Source organism: Acinetobacter sp. CAU_H_56 (assembly GCF_058599425.1).
In genome coordinates, this window is the sequence record NZ_CM178654.1 from 1,608,266 (window position 1) to 1,627,542 (window position 19,277).

Annotated in this window: 19 protein-coding genes; 4 read left to right on the forward strand and 15 right to left on the reverse strand. The window is 42.4% G+C overall.

The features are described 5' to 3' along the window. Nucleotides 1–24: 24 nt before the first annotated feature. From AC4MCC_RS07775 to AC4MCC_RS07805, 7 genes are all read right to left on the reverse strand, one after another. Entirely contained in the window at nucleotides 25–1,392 is a 1,368-nt protein-coding gene (locus AC4MCC_RS07775; protein ID WP_491885084.1) for an amidohydrolase family protein, read from the reverse strand. A gap of 25 nt (nucleotides 1,393–1,417) precedes the next feature. Continuing rightward, a complete protein-coding gene (locus AC4MCC_RS07780; RefSeq protein WP_491880899.1) occupies nucleotides 1,418–2,338 on the reverse strand; it encodes an ABC transporter permease in 921 nt (306 codons plus the stop codon). Between the two features lie 24 nt (nucleotides 2,339–2,362). After that, complete coding sequence (locus AC4MCC_RS07785) at nucleotides 2,363–3,457, reverse strand: ABC transporter permease (protein WP_491880898.1); 1,095 nt, start codon at nucleotides 3,455–3,457, stop codon at nucleotides 2,363–2,365. Between the two features lie 15 nt (nucleotides 3,458–3,472). Then, nucleotides 3,473–5,074, reverse strand: a complete 1,602-nt coding sequence (locus AC4MCC_RS07790; protein ID WP_491885085.1) for an ABC transporter ATP-binding protein — start codon at nucleotides 5,072–5,074, stop codon at nucleotides 3,473–3,475. 111 nt (nucleotides 5,075–5,185) lie between these two features. After that, nucleotides 5,186–6,217, reverse strand: a complete 1,032-nt coding sequence (locus AC4MCC_RS07795) for a BMP family ABC transporter substrate-binding protein (RefSeq protein ID WP_228761304.1) — start codon at nucleotides 6,215–6,217, stop codon at nucleotides 5,186–5,188. A 691-nt stretch (nucleotides 6,218–6,908) separates the two neighbouring features. Next, on the reverse strand, nucleotides 6,909–7,394 hold the full coding sequence (locus AC4MCC_RS07800) for a nucleoside deaminase (protein WP_491885086.1): 486 nt from the start codon (nucleotides 7,392–7,394) through the stop codon (nucleotides 6,909–6,911). A gap of 119 nt (nucleotides 7,395–7,513) precedes the next feature. Continuing rightward, the gene (locus tag AC4MCC_RS07805; protein WP_419365191.1) at nucleotides 7,514–8,569 is read right to left on the reverse strand and encodes a Rieske 2Fe-2S domain-containing protein; all 1,056 of its coding nucleotides are present in this window, start codon (nucleotides 8,567–8,569) and stop codon (nucleotides 7,514–7,516) included. Nucleotides 8,570–8,850: 281 nt separating this feature from the next. On the opposite strand from AC4MCC_RS07805, the gene AC4MCC_RS07810 reads away from it, so the two are divergent. Together AC4MCC_RS07810 and AC4MCC_RS07815 are read left to right on the forward strand one after the other, a co-directional pair. Next, nucleotides 8,851–9,792: a LysR family transcriptional regulator gene (locus AC4MCC_RS07810; RefSeq protein ID WP_005235603.1), complete on the forward strand. Its 942-nt coding sequence runs from the start codon at nucleotides 8,851–8,853 to the stop codon at nucleotides 9,790–9,792. A gap of 39 nt (nucleotides 9,793–9,831) precedes the next feature. After that, nucleotides 9,832–11,184 carry an 8-oxoguanine deaminase gene (locus AC4MCC_RS07815; protein WP_491875849.1) on the forward strand — a complete coding sequence of 451 codons (1,353 nt, stop codon included), beginning with the start codon at nucleotides 9,832–9,834 and terminating at the stop codon, nucleotides 11,182–11,184. Nucleotides 11,185–11,270: 86 nt separating this feature from the next. Here the strand turns inward: AC4MCC_RS07815 and hpxO are convergent, their stop codons facing one another. Further along, the gene (gene hpxO, locus AC4MCC_RS07820; RefSeq protein ID WP_491885087.1) at nucleotides 11,271–12,428 is read right to left on the reverse strand and encodes an FAD-dependent urate hydroxylase HpxO; all 1,158 of its coding nucleotides are present in this window, start codon (nucleotides 12,426–12,428) and stop codon (nucleotides 11,271–11,273) included. A 213-nt stretch (nucleotides 12,429–12,641) separates the two neighbouring features. Between hpxO and alc the strand changes: the two genes are divergently transcribed. Together alc and AC4MCC_RS07830 are read left to right on the forward strand one after the other, a co-directional pair. After that, the gene (alc, locus tag AC4MCC_RS07825; RefSeq protein ID WP_491885088.1) at nucleotides 12,642–13,646 is read left to right on the forward strand and encodes an allantoicase; all 1,005 of its coding nucleotides are present in this window, start codon (nucleotides 12,642–12,644) and stop codon (nucleotides 13,644–13,646) included. A 12-nt stretch (nucleotides 13,647–13,658) separates the two neighbouring features. Then, entirely contained in the window at nucleotides 13,659–14,156 is a 498-nt protein-coding gene (locus tag AC4MCC_RS07830; protein ID WP_419365201.1) for an ureidoglycolate lyase, read from the forward strand. 54 nt (nucleotides 14,157–14,210) lie between these two features. On the opposite strand, the gene AC4MCC_RS07835 is transcribed toward AC4MCC_RS07830, so the two are convergent. From AC4MCC_RS07835 to AC4MCC_RS07865, 7 genes are all read right to left on the reverse strand, one after another. Continuing rightward, nucleotides 14,211–14,924: an outer membrane protein OmpK gene (locus tag AC4MCC_RS07835; protein WP_491875852.1), complete on the reverse strand. Its 714-nt coding sequence runs from the start codon at nucleotides 14,922–14,924 to the stop codon at nucleotides 14,211–14,213. Between the two features lie 122 nt (nucleotides 14,925–15,046). Next, complete coding sequence (locus tag AC4MCC_RS07840; protein WP_491885089.1) at nucleotides 15,047–16,402, reverse strand: nucleobase:cation symporter-2 family protein; 1,356 nt, start codon at nucleotides 16,400–16,402, stop codon at nucleotides 15,047–15,049. Between the two features lie 34 nt (nucleotides 16,403–16,436). Beyond that, on the reverse strand, nucleotides 16,437–16,757 hold the full coding sequence (gene uraH, locus AC4MCC_RS07845; protein ID WP_005235589.1) for a hydroxyisourate hydrolase: 321 nt from the start codon (nucleotides 16,755–16,757) through the stop codon (nucleotides 16,437–16,439). Beyond that, nucleotides 16,754–17,257 (reverse strand): 2-oxo-4-hydroxy-4-carboxy-5-ureidoimidazoline decarboxylase, encoded by a 504-nt coding sequence (uraD, locus tag AC4MCC_RS07850; RefSeq protein WP_491885090.1) that lies wholly within the window; start codon nucleotides 17,255–17,257, stop codon nucleotides 16,754–16,756. Before uraD ends, uraH begins: the two co-directional genes overlap by 4 nt. Nucleotides 17,258–17,398: 141 nt before the next feature. Next, entirely contained in the window at nucleotides 17,399–18,364 is a 966-nt protein-coding gene (gene puuE / locus AC4MCC_RS07855) for an allantoinase PuuE (RefSeq protein ID WP_491875854.1), read from the reverse strand. 85 nt (nucleotides 18,365–18,449) lie between these two features. After that, entirely contained in the window at nucleotides 18,450–18,779 is a 330-nt protein-coding gene (locus AC4MCC_RS07860; protein ID WP_491885091.1) for a hypothetical protein, read from the reverse strand. A 56-nt stretch (nucleotides 18,780–18,835) separates the two neighbouring features. Beyond that, the gene (locus tag AC4MCC_RS07865) at nucleotides 18,836–19,270 is read right to left on the reverse strand and encodes a hypothetical protein (protein ID WP_491885092.1); all 435 of its coding nucleotides are present in this window, start codon (nucleotides 19,268–19,270) and stop codon (nucleotides 18,836–18,838) included. Between the last annotated feature and the right edge of the window lie 7 nt (nucleotides 19,271–19,277).

Here is a 19,277-nt window from a genome sequence, read left to right on the forward strand (position 1 = left end):
TTAGGGTTGGTTTTTAAACTTTATTTACAGGCGCTGTAATTCATTGACCGCACTTCCCTGTTCTGCGAGCCATTTCGTGCGTCGCTGGAACAAGGCTGGAGCAGCCTGATTGACCTGATCAATTAAGATTTGCAGATCAGCACGTACCAGTTTCCGGTTTTCTACTACCACTTGGCCATTCACCATCGTCATATGTACATCCTGTCCTTGTACTGCATGCACTAGGTTGGTATGTAAATTAAATAACGGGCCTTGATCGATCAAGGGGGTCATTCTTGGAGTTGCAATATCTACTGCAATAATATCGGCAAGTTTTCCAGCTTCTAACGAACCAATCTGATCCTGCATACCTAAGGCTTTGGCACCTGTCCGAGTTGCCATCTGACAGACTGACCATGAATCGAGTGCTGCGGCATCCAAACCGGAAAACTTCGCCAGTAAAGAAGCAGTTTTCATTTCTTCAAACATGTCTAAATTATTATTTTCTTTCTCTCCATCAGTACCCAATCCTACAGCAATGCCATGTTTAAGCATTTCTGTAATGGGTGCAGCCCCAGAGGCCAATTTCATATTCGAGATCGGATTATGTGCGACACCAACATTATAGTGTTTTAAGATTTCGATCTCTGCTGAATTGGTCCAGACACAATGCGCTAACAGGCATTGAGGCACATCCAGCATACCCATTTGCTCCAGCGTCTGGATCGGGCGCACGCCATAACGTCGAAGGTTTTCTTCGACATCAAACTTGCTTTCATTGCTATGCGTGTGAAAGCCAGTCTGATATTCATGACACATTTTCTGAATACGTGCCAAGGCTTTTTCTTCAGCATAAAACAGATGTTCCAAGCCCACCCAGACCTGAATTCGCCCATTTGCGGCTTGATGCCATTTTTGAATTAAAGCTTCATTGCTATTGATGGTTTCAAAATAGTTGTGATCTGGATGTTCAGCCACATAGGGCACCAGCACTGCACGTATACCTAATTGCTGTGCAGCCTCGGCACTACCTTCCATATAACGCCACATATCCACAATGGTAGTCGTGCCGGATAGCAGCGCTTCGGCATAACAGAGATAAGAGGCAATTTTGGCATCTTCCGGAGTTACTACCCGATGCATCGGGTCAATAAACTGTTGTAACCAATCCCAGACCGGCAGACCCTCGGCTGTACCGCGCAGTAAACCTGAGTGACAGTGGGTATTGATCAAACCCGGCATCAATAAACTTTTGGGATACTGAGTAACTGCAGCTTCAGGATATTGCTGAGTTAATTCCTGTAATGTTCCTACCTGTTTAATGAGAGCACCATCAATCAGGATGGCACCATCTTTAATACAGTCCAGGTTGGAATTCATGGTCAGGACATAATCTGCGCTTATAATTTTCATAAAGTAATTCCTGAGATTTGTCCGATTAAAGGCTAAAGGTTTTGCCGAGTGACGCTGGTAAATTGAGTTTCAATAACTTCTTGTCACGTGAAATGAGGACTAAGACGACAATCGTTGCAATGTATGGCAATGCCGATAACAGTTCATTCGGTACTTCTAGACCCAGAGCCTGGGCATGAAACTGTAAAATCGTTACACCACCAAACAGATAGGCACCCAACATCAAACGCGTTGGTTTCCATGCAGCAAAAACGACTAAAGCAATTGCAATCCAGCCGCGTCCTGCAACCATATTTTCAATCCACATCGGCGTATAAACCGTAGATAAAAAAGCACCACCAATACCTGCCATCGCACCGCCAAACATGACTGCACCATAGCGAATCGCCAGCACGTTATAGCCCATGGCATGTGCGCTTTCCGGAGATTCTCCTACTGCTTTCAATAACAAACCTAAACGGGTTTTACTCAGTACCCACCACACCAGCACAAAAGCAAGAATGGACAGATACACCACATAGTTTTGCTGGAACAGGACTGGCCCTATGAATGGAATATCAGCGAGTCCCGGAATTTTTAGGTTTTCCAGACCCGGTAAGGCCGTACTGACATAATTCTGTCCTAGAAAGGCTGAAATCCCGATCCCAAAAATAGTGAGTGCCAGACCACAGGCGGATTGATTGGTGCTTAAAGATAAGGTAAAAAATGCAAAAATCAGTGCCATCAATGTGCCTGCCAATCCGCCCATAAATAAGGCGCTGGCGACACTGGCTTCATACTGGCTAGCGAAAGCAAATCCAGCAATGGCACCGACCAGCATCATGCCTTCTACCCCAAGATTGATGACACCGGTACGCTCTGCTACCAGCTCACCCAGCCCGGCAAAGATCAATGGCGTTGCCGCAGCGACAGTTCCGGCAACAATTGCGGTTAATTCAATACTCATGTTGTTATCCTTCTTCTGTCTGGTTCAGGCTGCTTGCGCAGTGGTCATGGTTTTTTTGACTTTCTTTTTGGCAAAACGGTAGCGGTTTTCAATCAGGGCATCTGAAGCCAGCAGGAAAAATAAAAGCAGGCCCTGGAAAATTCCGGTAATCGCGACTGGGAGCTGCAATTGCATTTGTGCCAGTTCACCACCTAAATAGATCAGCGCCATCAGGAAACCTGAAAGTACGATTCCAATTGGATTTAATCGGCCAAGATAAGCCACAATAATGGCTGCATAACCATAACCTGGTGAGATATTCGGATTGAGCTGGCCGATTGGACCTGCTACTTCACAGATTCCGGCAATCCCCGCCATCAGGCCTGAAATTCCCAAACTTAACCAGATAGCTTTTTTAGCTGAAAATCCTGCATATTGAGCTGCCAAAGGTGCCTGACCACTGACTTCCAGTTTATAAGCCATCAGACTCTTACGGATAAAAACCCAGAACAGCACCACTGCGATGATTGTGATAAAAATGGAGGCGTTAATCCGTGTGCCTTCCATAATCAGCGGCAGGGTCGCGCTTTCCGAGAACATTACGGATTGTGGAAAGTTCATGCCATCTGGATCACGCCATGGGCCATTAACCAGATACATCAGTAGAAAAAATGCCACATAGTTCATCATTAAGGTGGTCAGGGTTTCTTGTGCATTAAAATGGGTTTTTAGCAGCGCTGGAATCAGACCCCAAATTGCACCACCAATCGCACCCATAATCACCATTAAAGGTAAAATCCACCAGCCGATCTGCTCATGAAACAGGATGGCAATACCACCGCCAAAGATGGCCCCCATAGCCAACTGCCCCTCGGCACCAATATTAAACAGACGGGCACGAAACCCAACAGCCAGACCCAAGGCAATTAAAATCAGCGGACTGGCTTTAATTATCAGTTCACTCAGATTATAGACTGAAGTCAATGGCTCAATAAAAAAGATATATAAAGCCTGAGCAGGATTCACCCCAAGCATTAAAAACAATAGGCTACCTACTACCAGCATGGCGAGTAATGCAAGCACGGGTGAAAGCCATTTCATCAATTGAGAAGGATGTTCTCTAGGTTCTAATAAATGCATATTTACACCTCTTCTCTACGCATGTACTTCATGGACAGGCTCGGACTCAGCTAATATTGCTGGATCTGCCTGAATACCTGACATGAGCAGGCCAATCTGTTCTGCATTGGTATTTTTAGCCGGAACAGGTGCTGACAGCTTTCCACCAGCCAGAACACAAATCTGGTCGCTAATTTCAAACAGTTCTTCCAGCTCTTCTGAAATCACTAAAATCGCAACACCTTGACGAGAAAGATCAATCAGGGTTTGACGGATAAACATCGATGCGCCGACATCAACGCCCCAGGTTGGCTGGGAAATAATCAGCACTTTGGGCTGTTGCAGGATTTCACGCCCTACAATAAATTTTTGCAGATTCCCACCCGAAAGGCTGCGGGCTTCAGCTTGTGGTCCTGCAGCTTTTACCCCGAATTTTTCGATACATTGCTGGGCAAAAGCGACAGTTTTCTCAAACTGGATAAAGCCCCATTTGTTTAAACCCTGACGAAAGGCAGTTAACAGGGTGTTTTGTGCCAGCGTCATATTCGGCACAGCACCGCGACCTAAACGCTCTTCCGGGACAAAACCCAAGCCTAGATCACGCCGCTGGCCTGCACTGAGTTCAGAAATGTCATGATCTAGTAGAAAAACCTGACCTCTTTTCGCCGTTTGCTCACCGGAAAGCAGAGCCAGTAATTCAGATTGACCATTACCCGAAATACCGGCAATGCCTAGAATTTCACCCGAATTCAGGTTAAGTTGAATATTGGATAAGGACACGCCAAAAGGATCATCAGTTTCGTAATTCAGGTTTTTCACCTGAAACAGCGTGTGATGTTCGCCTGTATATGCAGCATGCGCATAAGTCGGCAATTCCCGGCCAATCATTAATTTGGCCAGTTCACTGGTACTGTTTTCAGAAGGCAGTACATAGCCGGTGACTCTACCATTACGCAGAATCGTCGCTTCATCACAGAGTTCTTTGATTTCATGCAATTTATGGCTGATATAAAGAATTGAGACACCTTGCGAAGCCACCAGTCGCAAAGTTTTAAATAACTGACGTACCGCTTGTGGAGTTAAGACTGAAGTCGGTTCATCTAAAATGAGTAAGGACGGATTTTGGAGTAGACAGCGGATAATTTCGACCCGTTGTCGCTCACCAACCGATAAAGAAAAAACTTCACGCCGTGGATCTACCGGCAAGCCATATTGTTCTGATACTTCGGTAATTTTAGCCGCTAAGCTTTTTAAATCTATTTTCTCATCCAGACCTAATAAAATATTTTCAGCCACGGTCATGGTTTCAAATAGGGAAAAATGCTGGTACACCATGCCGATGCCCAGTTTTCTGGCCATCGACGGACTTTCTATCTGTACTTCTTTGCCATTCCAGACGATATGACCGCTATCCGCTTTGGTCGCGCCGTAGATGATTTTCATCAAGGTACTTTTACCAGCACCGTTTTCACCCAGGATGGCATAAATTTGCCCAGGTTGGACTTTTAGATTAATACTGTCATTTGCTTTCAATGAGTTATAGCTTTTGCTGATATTAATCAGCTCCAGTCGTGGAATTTGCTGCTCATTGAGCGATGACGTTTCGATGTCATTTGACATGTGAGGCAGATCGCTCATAACTCAGTCTCCACTCATTTTGGCCCAGTCCATAAAGTGATTCATGGACTGGGGGATGATTTTTCAGGATTTACTTTCTTTTATTTTTAAGTCATACACATAGTGAAAGAATTATTTAGGTAATGAACCTTCAACCCCTTTCACATAGAAGTTCATTTTTCCAAGCGCTTCATCTGTCATTTTGCTGCCTTTGGTAATCACCAAAGTTCCATCCTGTTTATAGATTGGACCCTGGAATGGATGTAATGTGCCTTTATGAATCGCACTTTGTGCATTTAAAGCGGACTGTTTCACCTTGGCAGGAACAGCAGGCCCGAAGTTTTCAATTTTCACTGCATCCTGTTTTACGCCATACCAGAGAGCGGCAGGTTTCCAGGTTTTATTAGCCACTTGCTGCATGGCTGGGGTATAAATTTTTTCCCAGTGCAATACTGAAGCAGCCAGATGTGCTTTAGGACCAAATTTGCTCATGTCTGAATCCCAGCCGAAGGCATACACCCCTTTTTGCTGCGCGGCTTGCACAACTGCTGGCGAATCTGTGTTTTGCATCAGCACATCAGCTTTTTGAGAAATCAGCGCCAAAGCCGCATCACGTTCTTTACCCGGGTTAAACCATGAGTTCACCCAGATGACTTTGGTTTTGACTTTAGGATTGACGCTTTGTGCACCCAAGGTATAGGCATTAATATTACGAACCACTTCCGGGATCGGGAATGAGGCTACGACACCCAAGGTATTAGTTTTGGTGGTTTGCCCTGCCACTACACCCAGCATGTAAGCCCCTTCATAGGTACGTACATCATAGATGCCTAGGTTTTTCCCCTGCTTATAACCGGTCGCGTGCATGAATACAGTATTTGGGAACTGCTTCGCGACTTTTTCCATCTGGTTCATATAACCAAAAGAGGTCGCAAAAATTACTTTATTGCCCTGCTGTGCCAGATTACGAATCACACGTTCAGCATCGGCCGTTTCAGGTACATTTTCGATATAAGTCGTCTTAAATTTTCCGCCCAAAGCTTTTTCAGCTTTAATACGCCCCTGATCATGTGAATATGTCCAGCCATGGTCACTGGTTGGTCCAATATAGACAAATGCAGCTTTATCGACTGCAAAGCTCTGACTGCTGATCCCCAAACCCATAATTGCAGCCGCAATTACAGGCAGTGAAAATTTTTTCATTATCTTTTTATGTTTGGACATATTCAGCATAAATTGCCTCCGTGAATGCCATTTGAGTTTTATAAATAGCGGCTTTAAAAGATCTGAATCGACATCAAAAATTTTACTGATTGCTATATTTCTATTAATTAGCAACTTCTATTCCAATTCGGTTCAAAAAATAGAACAGGTGGATTGCAAGACACTTATAATTTTTAGAATGATCTGTTCTTTTATTTATTTTTATAAATTACAATTATTTACTACCAAGTATTGAGTATAAAAAAGTTGAACAGTTAAGAATATAAGCCGAGAAATATAGATTTCAATCTAAGTCAATGAGCAAAGCTGCTAGAAAACCAGACTCAGCTGAAGAGTGGAAAATTAACAAGATTGAATATTTAAAAATTCTTGTGATTTTCTTTTGATCTGCGCTAGATAAGTGCGTTAGCTCTAAATCGTGTGCGCTAATAAATGGCGTATAGTTAGCAATATACTGAATAGATAAAAATGGATTTTTAAAAATAGAAAATTAAATTTAGCAAAGTAAGTTGAAGAAAATACAGAAACTGGATTGCAGCATTTTAAATTGAGCTTACAATCCGGAAAATCTGTTTTTATGATCTTATAAATAAAAATGAAGCAGGATTATAAAAAGAATAATTTCAAATGTTCATCGAGATGACCAGAAGTCTTTTTGCAATTGAACCGTTTCCTGTTCAAGTTCCGTAATTGGCCCGATCAGCTCAATGTTCTTCTGACCATGAGAAAAAATATATTCAGCAGAAACACTCATGGTCGGATTCTCATTGTGGTTTCCAGTACATTGCAATAATTTTTCTTCGGTCATGGCATAGACCACCCGTCCGATATTGGCCCAATAAATCGTTCCAGAACACATGCAGCAAGGTTCAACTGCCGTATATAAGGTGCATTCAGCTAAATAATCCGGCGTAAAATTGCTTGCTGCGATCCGGGCTAAGGTACTTTCTGCATGGTTGACCGTATCAATATTACATTGGGTTAGTAAAACCGTTTCATGATCAGGCGCGACCAGGACTGCACCAAAAGGATGATGGCCTAAAGACATTGCTCGTTTGGCAACCCCATTGGATAATCTTAAAAAAGATAGCATTTGCTCATGACTAGGCTGTGGCATAAATTACTCTAAAATTAGTAATTCAATGGTCATAGCTCCTCTAAAAAGAGGATTTTCGACATATATGGAATAAAAAAAGCACCCCAACAGACCAGGGTGCGTAAAGGAGGAAATTTAATTTAAACAATATAGCGCTTGCTTAAGCCCCATTCCGCCAGAATTCGGCGATAAGTTGTCGAAGAACGGTCAGCTTCAAAATGTGCTTCCATCGTAATATCCAAAGGTAATTCTTCTGGTTTTTGGCTTTCGACCATATCCTGATCTTCAGCAAAAATCTGTGCGTTAAAATCGTAAACCGCTTGCAGATCACCAGTCGTATCAAAATTACGGGTCAATGGCACAAATAAACGGGTTTTATTGTGAGATACTGGACAGCAGGCATTTAGAATTTTCAGGATGCCATTTTCCGGAAAATGCACTGTTAAAATCGCTGAAAATGGTGGATAAACATCAAACACACGTTTCCACAAAAATCCTTCGGGTGCCAGATGCTGCAAGCCATGTGGATAGTTGCTGACATCGCTGACATATTCTGTATGCAAGCCATAAGGAGTGCGCACAGTGGAATACTTTTGCACGATCGGATTATCACGTGAAGCAAACGATTCATGATGCACCCAGGCAAAATGCGCCACATCAATAAAGCCTTCCAGCTGCCGGCCACTTGAACCACCGATATCAACAAATGGCGGTAAGATGGATTGGTGCTCTTCACTGTCCCAGGTATCCAGATCAGGGAAATTAGCTTCTGATTCATCCCGGCTAAACAGGCTGGTCCAGACCAGACCATATTTCAAGACCACTGGAAACTTGGTTAAGGTAAAACGATCCGAAATGTTGGTTAGTTCTGGTTGAGCCGGTATTTTGGTGCATTTTCCTTGCGTGTTGTAATGCAAGCCATGATAAGGACAAATAATTTCTTCACCCTTTACCCAGCCTTTGGTTAATGGTACACCACGATGCGGACAGATATCACGAACCAGATGAATGCTGCCACTCTCAGTTTGATATAGGGCCATCTTCACATCCAGAAGTTGTACCTGCTGTGGCGTAGTACTCACATCCTGAATACGGGCAACTGGATACCAATGCTGAGCCAGGATATTCCAGTCTGATGGGTCAAAGCCGCTACAGTGCGGTTGACTGAATAAATTAAGCACCGGGATCGCATTCATAGTTCACTCACAAATATTTATCGCATGACAACGGCTTAAATTTTTATCTCATTAAGCTGCCTAGTTGTTCTTTAATAAAATTAGCCAAATGCCTGTTCTGCTGTCTATTAGAATGTTTCGTAGCCCATGTTCCAAAAAATAGAACACAAAACTTTTACCGTTCCATTTCTTTGAAAATTGGCACAGAAATCGCTTGTCCACTTGCATAGAACCAGAATCACTTAGTTTCCAGCTGAAAATTATGTGATTAAAACGATGTGCAGGTGGGTTGATGTGATTTTATGAATATTACTTTTTCAAGATTTTCAGAATATTTTATTGCCGTAGCCAAAACAGGCAGCCTCAGAAAAGCAGCTGATCAGCTTTATATTTCCGTCTCCGCGATTCATCGTCAGATCGCTCTGGCAGAAGAAGAATTTGGCATCGTGCTTTTTGAACGGTTGCCGAGTGGCCTGAAGCTGACATTAGCGGGTGAATTGCTCTATGCCGACCTACTCAAATGGCAAAAAGAATTCCAACAGACCTGTGTACGTTTTGATGAAATTCAGGGTTTATCGCGCGGCAGCATTGAACTCGGGCTCATTGCGGCACTCAGTGACGGTTTCGTTTTAGATTCCCTGCAATACATGTATGAAAACTATCCCTGGATCAATTTCAATATCCAGATTCAGGAAAGTGATACTGTCTCTAAAATGATTATGGATGCTGAAGTTGATTTTGGCATTCTGCTCAATCCTAAAAGTCATAATCAGCTCGAAGTCATGTCTTTTGTGGAAATCCCGGTTGGATTTGTGATGGCCAAATCTCATCCTTTGGCTCAGGCAGAAAAAATCTATTTTTCCGACACTTTAAACTTCAAGCATCTCATTCCCTGCGCCCCTTTAATCATTCATGACTATGTTTATAGCCTGTATAAACATCACCAATTTATGCCACAGCAAAAGCTGGAATGTAATGACATTCGCATGATTACTTCTCTGGCAGAGCGCAACTTAGGAATTGGGGTACTTTCCTATATCGACGCCTTGCCTTATTTAGAACGCGATGAACTGGTGTTTAAACCGATCATTGAAAAAGGTATGCATCCACTGACCCTTGCCCTTTGTGTGGCACCGAAACGGCAAATTTCCCGTATCTCACAAATCATGATGAACCATCTGATCGACCAGATGGAAGATTTGAAAATCAAATTACAACAGCTCAATGCCTCATGTGCTGCCTGATTCATGTGCAGCACAAATAAAACTTATGGGAAAAAAGATATGACAACCTTATGGATTAAAAATCCTCTTGCTGTATTTACCGCAAATGATCTGGATGCCCGTGGTGGTTTGGTCATTCGCGATGGCAAAATTATTGAACTGGTGGCTTTGGGACAAACCCCAGCATCGCCTTATGACCAGTTCTTTGATGCCCAGAATTTGGTGATTACACCGGGACTGATTAATAGCCATCATCATTTTTATCAGACCTTGACCCGTGCTTGGGCTCCCGTGGTCAATGCTCCGCTATTTCCATGGCTAAAAACCTTATATCCGGTCTGGGCCAAATTGAATACTGAACAGCATTATCTAGCCACTCAAATTGCATTGTCTGAATTACTGCTTTCCGGTTGTACCTTTGCGGCGGATCACCATTATCTGTTTCCACAGCAGCTGTCCGATGCCATTGATGTTCAGGTTGAAGCATCAGAACAATTAGGGATTCGGGTCATGCTGACCCGAGGTTCCATGAGTCTGGGTGAAGATTCTGGTGGCTTGCCACCGCAGCATACCGTACAGGATATGGACACCATTCTGCTGGACTCAGAACGGTTGGTGCAGAAATTTCACCAGCGTAGTGCTGATGCGATGGTCAATATTGCGCTTGCACCATGTTCACCATTTTCAGTCACCCAAGAGATTATGCGAGAAAGTGCGGCACTGGCAGAAAAACTGGATGTACGTCTGCATACCCATCTGGCCGAAACACTGGATGAAGAACAATTTTGCCTGTCCAAATTTGGCATGCGTACCGTCGATTATCTGGAAAGTGTAGGCTGGCTCAATTCTAGAACTTGGCTGGCGCATGGCATTCATTTTAATGCCGATGAGATCCAACGCTTAGGACAGGCTCAGGTCGGTATCTGTCATTGTCCGCATTCCAATATGCGTCTGGCTTCAGGGATTTGTCCAACCATGGATTTACTGGAAGCGGGTGCAGTCATTGGTCTGGGTGTGGATGGCTCTGCTTCGGGTGATGCGTCCAATCTGATTCTGGAAGCTCGGCAGGCGATGTATTTACAGCGTTTAAAATATGGTGCAGAAGTGATTACCCCTGAATGTGCTTTAACCTGGGCCACACAAGGCTCGGCACAGTTACTGGGACGTGAAAAGCATCTAGGACAAATCGCAGCAGATTTTCAGGCAGATTTAGCTTTTTATAGTCTGGATGATGTGCGTTTTTCAGGGATTCATGACCCGATTGCCGGCCTGTTGCTGTGCGGTGCAGACCGTGCCGAACATGTCATGGTGAATGGACAATGGGTCGTTAAAAACCGGGAAATCCTGAATCTGGATCTTGAAGCGGTTCAGGCTGCACATCGGCAGGCAGCGAAAGCTTTACTTGCGGCCTAAAAAATCTATTAGCGAATCCCTCATATTTAAATATAAAAAAACCCTTCATCATTGAAGGGCTTTTTGCCAAGAGTGTAAAGGCAGAATTAATCTAAAGGATTGCCAATAATATTACTGATAATGCCTTTCATGATATGTGGTCCCTGCTCTTTACGCAGTTCTTCATACCATTCTTTGGTCACGGCTTCATCTTTCATATGCGTGACATCACAGCGTTTACGTGCACGCAATACCAGCTCATTGGCACGCTCATTGCGTTTGTTCTGATAGCGTTTCAAGGCATCTTCCAGCCCAAGGGTATTAATCTGTAAAGACCGAGCCAGATAGATCGCATCTTCCATGGCCTGACAACCACCCTGACCAATATCCGGTGTGGTGCTATGTGCGGCATCACCAACAATTACGACACGACCTTTATAGAACTGGGCAAACGGTTCAATATCATGAATTTCAACCCGATTGGTTTTCTGTTCATCCAGCGCATCAATCAGATGCTGAACCGGCGCACACCAACCTTCAAAGTACTGTTTCAACAAGGTTTTATATTCTGCCCGATTATTCTCTAAACCGGCTGGCAACGGCACATCAAAGAAGAAATAGAATTTTCCGTCTGCTACAGGCATCAGCGAAACGCGCTTACCTTGTCCGACAAATGTGGTCCATTGATCTGCCGGAGTAAGCTTTTCTGAAATTTCTACCAGACCATTCCAGTTGACATAACCGGCATAGCGACGAGAAACCTGTTCACCCAGTACATAGGCACGGGTAATGGAATGAGTTCCATCTGCGCCAATCAGTAGATCCGTTTTGATTTCTGTACCATCCGCAAATTTAACCAGGACACCATCTTCCTGTTCTTGCAGCTCGATCATTTTCTTGCCAAGCTGAATATCTTCATGGCCAAAATCGTCCATCAGCATGTTTTGTAAATCTGCACGTGCCACCGGATATGGACGTTGTCCCACTTCTTCAATTAACGGCAATAAACTGAACTGCGTCATGGTATCGCCCGTCAAGCCATCAATATAGGCCAGCTGATCCATCTGGCCGCCAAGATTGGCGACCTGTTCAGTTAAGCTCAGATAATTCAAACATTTTACCCCATTTGACCAAAGTGAAATTGCTGCGCCCACCGGTAAAATCTTTTCTGCCTGTTCATAGATGGTGACTTTATGCCCAAACTTTTTTAGTGCAATTCCTGTGGTCAATCCCCCCATCCCTGCACCAATAATTGTAATCTCCATCTATTTGCTCCTCTCAAAATTGTGTTTCTTCCTCCCTGTGTAGCTAAAAGCGTGCCATTTCGAAAATAATGCACTGATTTTTCTCAAAAGTTGGCACAAGCCGTGCATTCATCTATTCATTAAAAACCTGTTTTTATAAGGTCTTTCAGCAGAATTACAGACTTTTATAAAAAATTAGATTCACGTTAAACATAATTTGAATGGAACATAGTTATGGCAAGATTATTTGCACCCATTTTCGAGATCCCTGCCCATATCCAGCAGCTTACCAACTTGGCTGATAGCCGGATTGGTGCAGAAATTCTTGAATATTCAGATGATTTTTTTGCTGAAGCAAAACGAATGTTGCAATTTGATGCACCAATTTTTGTTGAAGATAAATTTGATGATCATGGTAAATGGATGGACGGCTGGGAAACTCGCCGCAAGCGCCATGCCGGCTATGACTGGGCCATTGTTAAACTAGGTGTGGCTGGAACCATCAAAGCACTAGATATTGATACCACGTTCTTTACCGGTAACTACCCAGCTTCTGCTGCAGTTGAAGCCTGCTATGCACCAAATGGTGACTTAAGCACTGCAACCTGGCACTCAATTTTACCAAACAGTATATTAGGTCCGAGCCAGCATCATATTTTCAATATTGCTTCAGACGAAGTCTTTACGCATGTACGTCTAAATATTTTCCCTGACGGGGGTGTGGCGCGCTTTAAAGTCTATGGTGAAGTAAAAATTCAGGTTCAGGACAGCAATCAGGTGATTGATCTGGTCGCTCTGGAAAATGGCGGTCGTGTCATTGCCTATAGTGATGCACACTTTGGTCATCCACGTAATCTGATTAATCCAGGCCGTGGCATCAATATGGGTGATGGCTGGGAAACTAAACGCCGTCGTGCACCCGGTTTTGACTGGTGTATTCTGGCCTTGGGTCAGAGTGGCCAGATTGAAAAAATTGAGATTGATACCGCACATTTTAAAGGCAACTTCCCTGCTCAAGTCTCTATCCAAGCGATTTATATTGAAGATGCGACTGATCAGCAGTTAATTCCGCAAAGTATGTTCTGGCCATTCCTGCTTGAAGCACAAGATATGCAGATGGATCATATTCATAGCTTTGTTAAGGAAATCTTAAAACAGGAAAAAATTTCTCATATTCGGGTGAATATGATTCCGGATGGCGGCATTAGCCGGATTCGTCTATGGGGAAAAGTTGTCTGAGTAATTACATCTATGAGCATGCAAAGCATAAAAATACAGCCCTTAACTGCTGAAAGTTTCTTGCCTTATGGCGAGGTCATTGCCTGTGAAGGCAATGATTTTTTCCATATTAATGATCAGCAGACTGAGCGTTATCATGCTCTGGCTGTTGCTGAAACAGATGCAAAAGTTGGTCTAAGTATTTTTAGAAATATTCAGACCACTGCCATTCCCTTTGAAATCGAAATGCTGGAACGTCATCCTGTTGGTTCACAAGCGTTCATCCCGATGCAAGGCCAGAAATTTTTAATTGTGGTTGCACCTAATCTGGATCATGAAAAACCTGATCTCAGTCAAATTCAGGCTTTTATCAGTAATGGTACACAAGGCGTAAATTATCGTGCCGGCACCTGGCATCATCCTTTGCTGACCTTTGAAGCTCCGAGTGATTTCGTAGTGATCGATCGTATCGGCACTGGTCCAAACTGTGATGTTTATACTTTTCCTGAAAAGATTTTTATCGAAAATTAAGCCCATTAAAAAGCCCTTATTAATAAGGGCTTTTTAATTTCTTATTTGTTGTATTTAGAAATGATATTTCACTAAAGCACTCACGTTGTTTTCATCTGCATCCGGAATACCGTATTTGTTATTCCAAACCGAATGCTCAATACCAAGATATAAATTGGTATCAGGAGAAATGTGCTTGCCGACATTCCATTTCCACTGAGTCGTCCAGTTCATCTCGCTCGCATGATCATCTTCAGCAGTTGACCAGTCCAGGAAGCCATCTACCAGGAATTCTTCTGTACCTAGTTTAAATGGCACACCATAGGTCAAGGTGAGCTGATAGTCGTCTTCCATATTTTCGTTATTTACACGATAGAGATTCACGCTGGCATAATTGAATTTTGGAATTGCCAGATCGAAACCTACACCGTACAGGAAGTTATCAAAACCTTCACCACCTTCCCAAGTCGTTGCCACCAAAACATCTTTCACTGGACCAAATGCCAGCTTTTGACCTGAAACTTCACCCAGACTTAAACGTGGTGAAAATTCAAAATAGCTTGATTTAATATCATCGGAACCACGCATACGGTCAATGAAAAAGAAGACATCTGCATATTTAACTTTTGCAGCGTATTCAACAGTTAGGGTTGCCTGTTTTTCATCTACAACTTCATAGTTTTCCCCATAAAGCCCAGTAACGCTAAAATCCTGCCAGACTGGTTTTGCCTGTGCAGATGCTGCACCCAATGCAAGTAATGTTGCAGCAGAAACTTGAGTAAATTTCATAAATAAGGTTCCCCAATGGAATTAAAAATCTCATTCTGGATTAAGCAAGAACAAAGCCAACTTTTTTAATTTTTGATAAAAAAAGCCCATGACTGGCATGGGCATATGGAGGAAATCAAACTTTAATGCAGCGTTTCTGCGACCTTTTCCGGAACCTCTGTTTTCGACTTAAACATTGGCAGATGATTAAACAGAATATTTAAAAGGATCGCCATTAAACAGGTTGAACTGATGCCAGAATGGAACAGGGTTTGGAACCATTTTGGGAAATTGGCATAGAAAGAATAGTCAATAATCGGGATCATGCCGGCTGCAATTGAAGTTGCAACAATGATCAAATTCTTCTGCTCGTTATAATCAATTTTTGCTAGCGTACGAATGCCGCTTGCAGCTACTGTACCAAATAACACTAGACCTGCACCACCAAGTACCGGAACCGGAATTGCGGCGATTAGTCGGCCCATAATGGAAAGTAATCCCAAAACTACTAGAATCATACCGCCTGCAGCGACTACAAAACGGCTTTTAATCCCGGTAATGGCAACCAGTCCGACGTTTTGCGCAAAAGCACTTTGCATGAACGAACCAAAAATCGGTGCAACTGCACTTGAGAACATATCTGCACGCAGACCATTCGAAATACGTTCTGAATCTACTTTGGTTCCAACAATCTCACCTACAGCAATAATATCAGCCGTCGTTTCAGTCATAATCACCAACGTCACAATCAGCATGGAAATGATTGCACTGAGTTCAAAGGTCGGCATGCCAAAAGCAAAGAAACTCGGAAATTGTACCCATGCACCATGGCCGACTTTACTAAAATCGCCAAAACCAAACAGATAAGCCAGCACTGAACCCATTACGATCGCCAATAAAATAGATAAGCGACGAATCGAGGCATTTCTGCTCAAGTTTAGACAGATCACAATAGCCAAGGTCATCACGGCCAGGCTGATATTTTCAACACTTCCCCATTCAGGTGCATTTTTATTACCCCCCATCATCCAGCGAACGGCTACGGGTAAAAGTGATAAACCGATAATCGTGATCACACAGCCGGTCACGACTGGCGGGAAAAAACGGATAATTCTAGAAAAATAAGGCGCAAGGAAGAAACCAATTAATGAAGCTATGATGACTGCACCATAAACAGCTGATAAGCCGCCACCTGTAGTTACAATCGCCACCATCGTCGCCACACCCGCAAAGGAAACCCCTTGTACCAGTGGCAATTTAGCCCCGATATATTTCACTCCAATGGTTTGTAAAATTGTAGCCAGACCGCCAACAAACAATGCAGCCGCAATCAATAACCCGATTTGTGTAGCTTCCAAACCTGCAGCAGTACCCACAATCAGAGGTGGTGCAATAATACCGCCGTACATGGTCAATACATGTTGCAAGCCATAGGCTGCACTTTTGCCTGCACCCAGATATTCATGTTCTGGTGAAATGTTTGTGCTTTGTTCTGTCATTCTTTTTCTCTCCCTGAAAGCTTGAATAAAAAAATCAGCTTCCGCGATATGTGGAGTACGCGAATGGGCTGATCAGTAAAGGAATATGAAAGTGCTGAGAGGCATCTTTCACCTGAAAATGAATGACTGCTTTAGGAAAGAAAGTTTCTAGACCTAAGCCTTCAAAATAATCAGAAGTAGCAAATTCAAGACTGTATTTACCTTCCTCAAATTCGGTTAAACCAAAATCTGTGACTCGACCATCTGCATTGGTAAATGCTTTTCCGAGTAATTCACCTTCTTCATCAAAGAGTTTGATTAAAACATGTGCTGCAGGTTTGCCGAGATGCGTATCTAAGATATGAGTGCTGATCATGCTTGCAGCTCCTGTGACAGTCTTAATAAAGCGATTTCCGCCAGTTGCGTATGAACAATACCTTTTTCAGTTTCCGGATCATTAGCTAAACGATCTTTCAAGGCATTCAGCACTTCTTGGCTATTTAGACCAGCCGCTTTAATCAGGAAGATATAACCGTATTTTTTTTCATAAGCGATATTGCCTTCTAGCAAAGCTTGCTGAGTTGCTTCGTCCTGAGTTATCGCAGCCTGTTCACGATTGGAAAAGTTTTTTTCAACTTCGCTTAATTCAGCCTGTGCCTTTTTTTCACCAATACGTGGATGATTATCCAAAGCTGCTTTGATTTCGTACCAGGTCCAGGTTGCAGCCTGTTGTCTGGCTATATTCAATACATCTTCAACAGATATATAAGGACGCTTTGCTTCAATCTGGGTCGACCAGCTCGGTATTTGCACACAGTGCTTTAAAAAGGTAATGGCCTCTTCTAGAGATGCCTGATTAAATTCAACGAGTTGCACTATTAAATCGCCTGATGATATTCATTTTTTGTTCAGTACAGGTTTTGCAATAACAGTGCCAAATCGTCTTGATCTTCTATTTTTATATGATGTATAAAGCAAAAAAGAGAACTCAAGGTTCTCTTTTTTAATATATTTTTCTCATTTTGGTGCGTGATATTTATACCAATGCGCTGCAATATCACCTCGGCGGCAAATCCAGACTTTTTCATGACCTTGCACATAATCGAGGAACTTTTGTAGGGCTTTAAAGCGTCCCGGCCGCCCTAAAATACGACAATGCATCCCGATCGATAGCATTTTTGGTTCAGTTTCACCTTCAGCATAGAGCACATCGAAGGCATCTTTTAAATATTGATAGAATTGTTCCCCGCTATTAAAGCCGCCCGGTGAACTAAATTTCATATCATTGCTTTCTAAAGTATAGGGGATGATCAAATGAGGGCGTGTTTCCCCTGCCTGATTGGTCAATGTGCTCCAAAATGGCAAGTCATCGCCATAGTTGTCGCAGTCATATTGAATCTGAGGAAATTCAGCCAGTAATTGACGGGTATTTGGACTATCCCGACCGGTATACCAGCCAATCGGTGATTTGCCGAAGAGGGTTTCCAGTACGCTAATCGCCTGATCCATATACTGGCGTTCAAGTTCAATTGGCATGTCCTGATAATGCACCCAGCGCTGACCATGTGAAACTACATCATAATTGGCTTCTTTAATCGCTTCGACTATATAAGGATTACGAATTAAAGCCATCCCAACCCCGAATATGGTCATCGGCAGATTACGCTTTTTAAACTCGTTATGAATACGCCAGAAACCTGCACGTGAGCCATATTCATACATAGAATCCATCGACATGTGTTTGTCTGGAAAGCTGGCTGCGCCAATAATGTCAGATAGAAACTGTTCTGAACCGGCATCACCGTGTTCTACGTGGTTTTCACCACCTTCCTCATAATTCAGTACAAATTGAACTGCGACACGGGCCTGATTAGGCCATTCTACTTTTGGTACATCGCCATGATAGCCAATCAAATCACGTGAATAAGGCTGGTTTCGAATTTGATCTATGAGTTCTTGTCCGCGTAGATATGTGCTGGTCACGTTTAATCCCTGATGTGTTATATCAAACAGTAAAATTGAATAAGCGTGACAAGCAATTTATGCGCCAAAAAGGATCATTAAATTTTCATGAAGTTTCATTAATAGTTCGATCTAATCTAGGATGATTAGGAACTGTTAGACCATAATTATTGAATATTCTTTCTACTCTAAAATAGGGAATTTTATTTTTACTACATATCTTTTTAAGTTTTTCCTCATCTTTGGATGAAATTTTAATTCCACCAATTACAGTACAAATTAAATCTGTATAAGGAATTTTTTGGATCGGTTCATTTGTATAAGGTCTTAAAATTCTGAACTCTTTTTCATAGCTCCATTCTTCAGATTTCGTTGTATAGATCTCTAATATTTTTTCTTCTGATTTTAAACGATCTTTTAATGTAACTAATGGCATTTTATTTGAATAATTTACAGAAATAGGAAAAAACTTCGCATAAACTGAATTCGATTTTAGTAAATCTCTTTTAGAAATTTAAATTCTGTTAAAAAGCCTTTATGAAAATCTGCATAATGAGACCACATAAGAATATTAAGTGGGTTGTGGTTTAAGCAGCAGATTCCCATGCGATCATTCATTTCTTTGAAATAGCTTAGATCATGTATCTTTCTTTTTTCAGAATCCTTATATTTCTTAGCCTTTTTTTCTGCCTTTTTTCGACTTATCTTTGCCCCCCTATCTTTAAATATTTTCTTTATTTCTTCTGCTGAATAATGATGACTCTCATCAATATTTCCTACACAGTCCAAAGGGTCATTAAAATTTTTAGGATTTATAAAACTTATAGTCCCTTCTGTAAGAAGCTTTAGTCGACTATCAGTGATGGGCTGATGTTTATATAAATATATATAATTTTCATCTTGATAAATGAATGGGTATTCTGACATATTGAGC

What these genes read in the sequence shown, in the direction of transcription:
- AC4MCC_RS07775 (WP_491885084.1), bottom strand. Translation starts at nt 1,392, where the DNA reads ATGAAAATTATAAGCGCAGATTATGTCCTGACCATGAATTCCAACCTG.
- AC4MCC_RS07780 (WP_491880899.1), bottom strand. Translation starts at nt 2,338, where the DNA reads ATGAGTATTGAATTAACCGCAATTGTTGCCGGAACTGTCGCTGCGGCA.
- AC4MCC_RS07785 (WP_491880898.1), bottom strand. Translation starts at nt 3,457, where the DNA reads ATGCATTTATTAGAACCTAGAGAACATCCTTCTCAATTGATGAAATGG.
- AC4MCC_RS07790 (WP_491885085.1), bottom strand. Translation starts at nt 5,074, where the DNA reads ATGAGCGATCTGCCTCACATGTCAAATGACATCGAAACGTCATCGCTC.
- AC4MCC_RS07795 (WP_228761304.1), bottom strand. Translation starts at nt 6,217, where the DNA reads ATGGGTTTGGGGATCAGCAGTCAGAGCTTTGCAGTCGATAAAGCTGCA.
- AC4MCC_RS07800 (WP_491885086.1), bottom strand. Translation starts at nt 7,394, where the DNA reads ATGCCACAGCCTAGTCATGAGCAAATGCTATCTTTTTTAAGATTATCC.
- AC4MCC_RS07805 (WP_419365191.1), bottom strand. Translation starts at nt 8,569, where the DNA reads ATGAATGCGATCCCGGTGCTTAATTTATTCAGTCAACCGCACTGTAGC.
- AC4MCC_RS07810 (WP_005235603.1), top strand. Translation starts at nt 8,851, where the DNA reads ATGAATATTACTTTTTCAAGATTTTCAGAATATTTTATTGCCGTAGCC.
- AC4MCC_RS07815 (WP_491875849.1), top strand. Translation starts at nt 9,832, where the DNA reads ATGACAACCTTATGGATTAAAAATCCTCTTGCTGTATTTACCGCAAAT.
- hpxO (WP_491885087.1), bottom strand. Translation starts at nt 12,428, where the DNA reads ATGGAGATTACAATTATTGGTGCAGGGATGGGGGGATTGACCACAGGA.
- alc (WP_491885088.1), top strand. Translation starts at nt 12,642, where the DNA reads ATGGCAAGATTATTTGCACCCATTTTCGAGATCCCTGCCCATATCCAG.
- AC4MCC_RS07830 (WP_419365201.1), top strand. Translation starts at nt 13,659, where the DNA reads ATGAGCATGCAAAGCATAAAAATACAGCCCTTAACTGCTGAAAGTTTC.
- AC4MCC_RS07835 (WP_491875852.1), bottom strand. Translation starts at nt 14,924, where the DNA reads ATGAAATTTACTCAAGTTTCTGCTGCAACATTACTTGCATTGGGTGCA.
- AC4MCC_RS07840 (WP_491885089.1), bottom strand. Translation starts at nt 16,402, where the DNA reads ATGACAGAACAAAGCACAAACATTTCACCAGAACATGAATATCTGGGT.
- uraH (WP_005235589.1), bottom strand. Translation starts at nt 16,757, where the DNA reads ATGATCAGCACTCATATCTTAGATACGCATCTCGGCAAACCTGCAGCA.
- AC4MCC_RS07860 (WP_491885091.1), bottom strand. Translation starts at nt 18,779, where the DNA reads ATGCCATTAGTTACATTAAAAGATCGTTTAAAATCAGAAGAAAAAATA.
- AC4MCC_RS07865 (WP_491885092.1), bottom strand. Translation starts at nt 19,270, where the DNA reads ATGTCAGAATACCCATTCATTTATCAAGATGAAAATTATATATATTTA.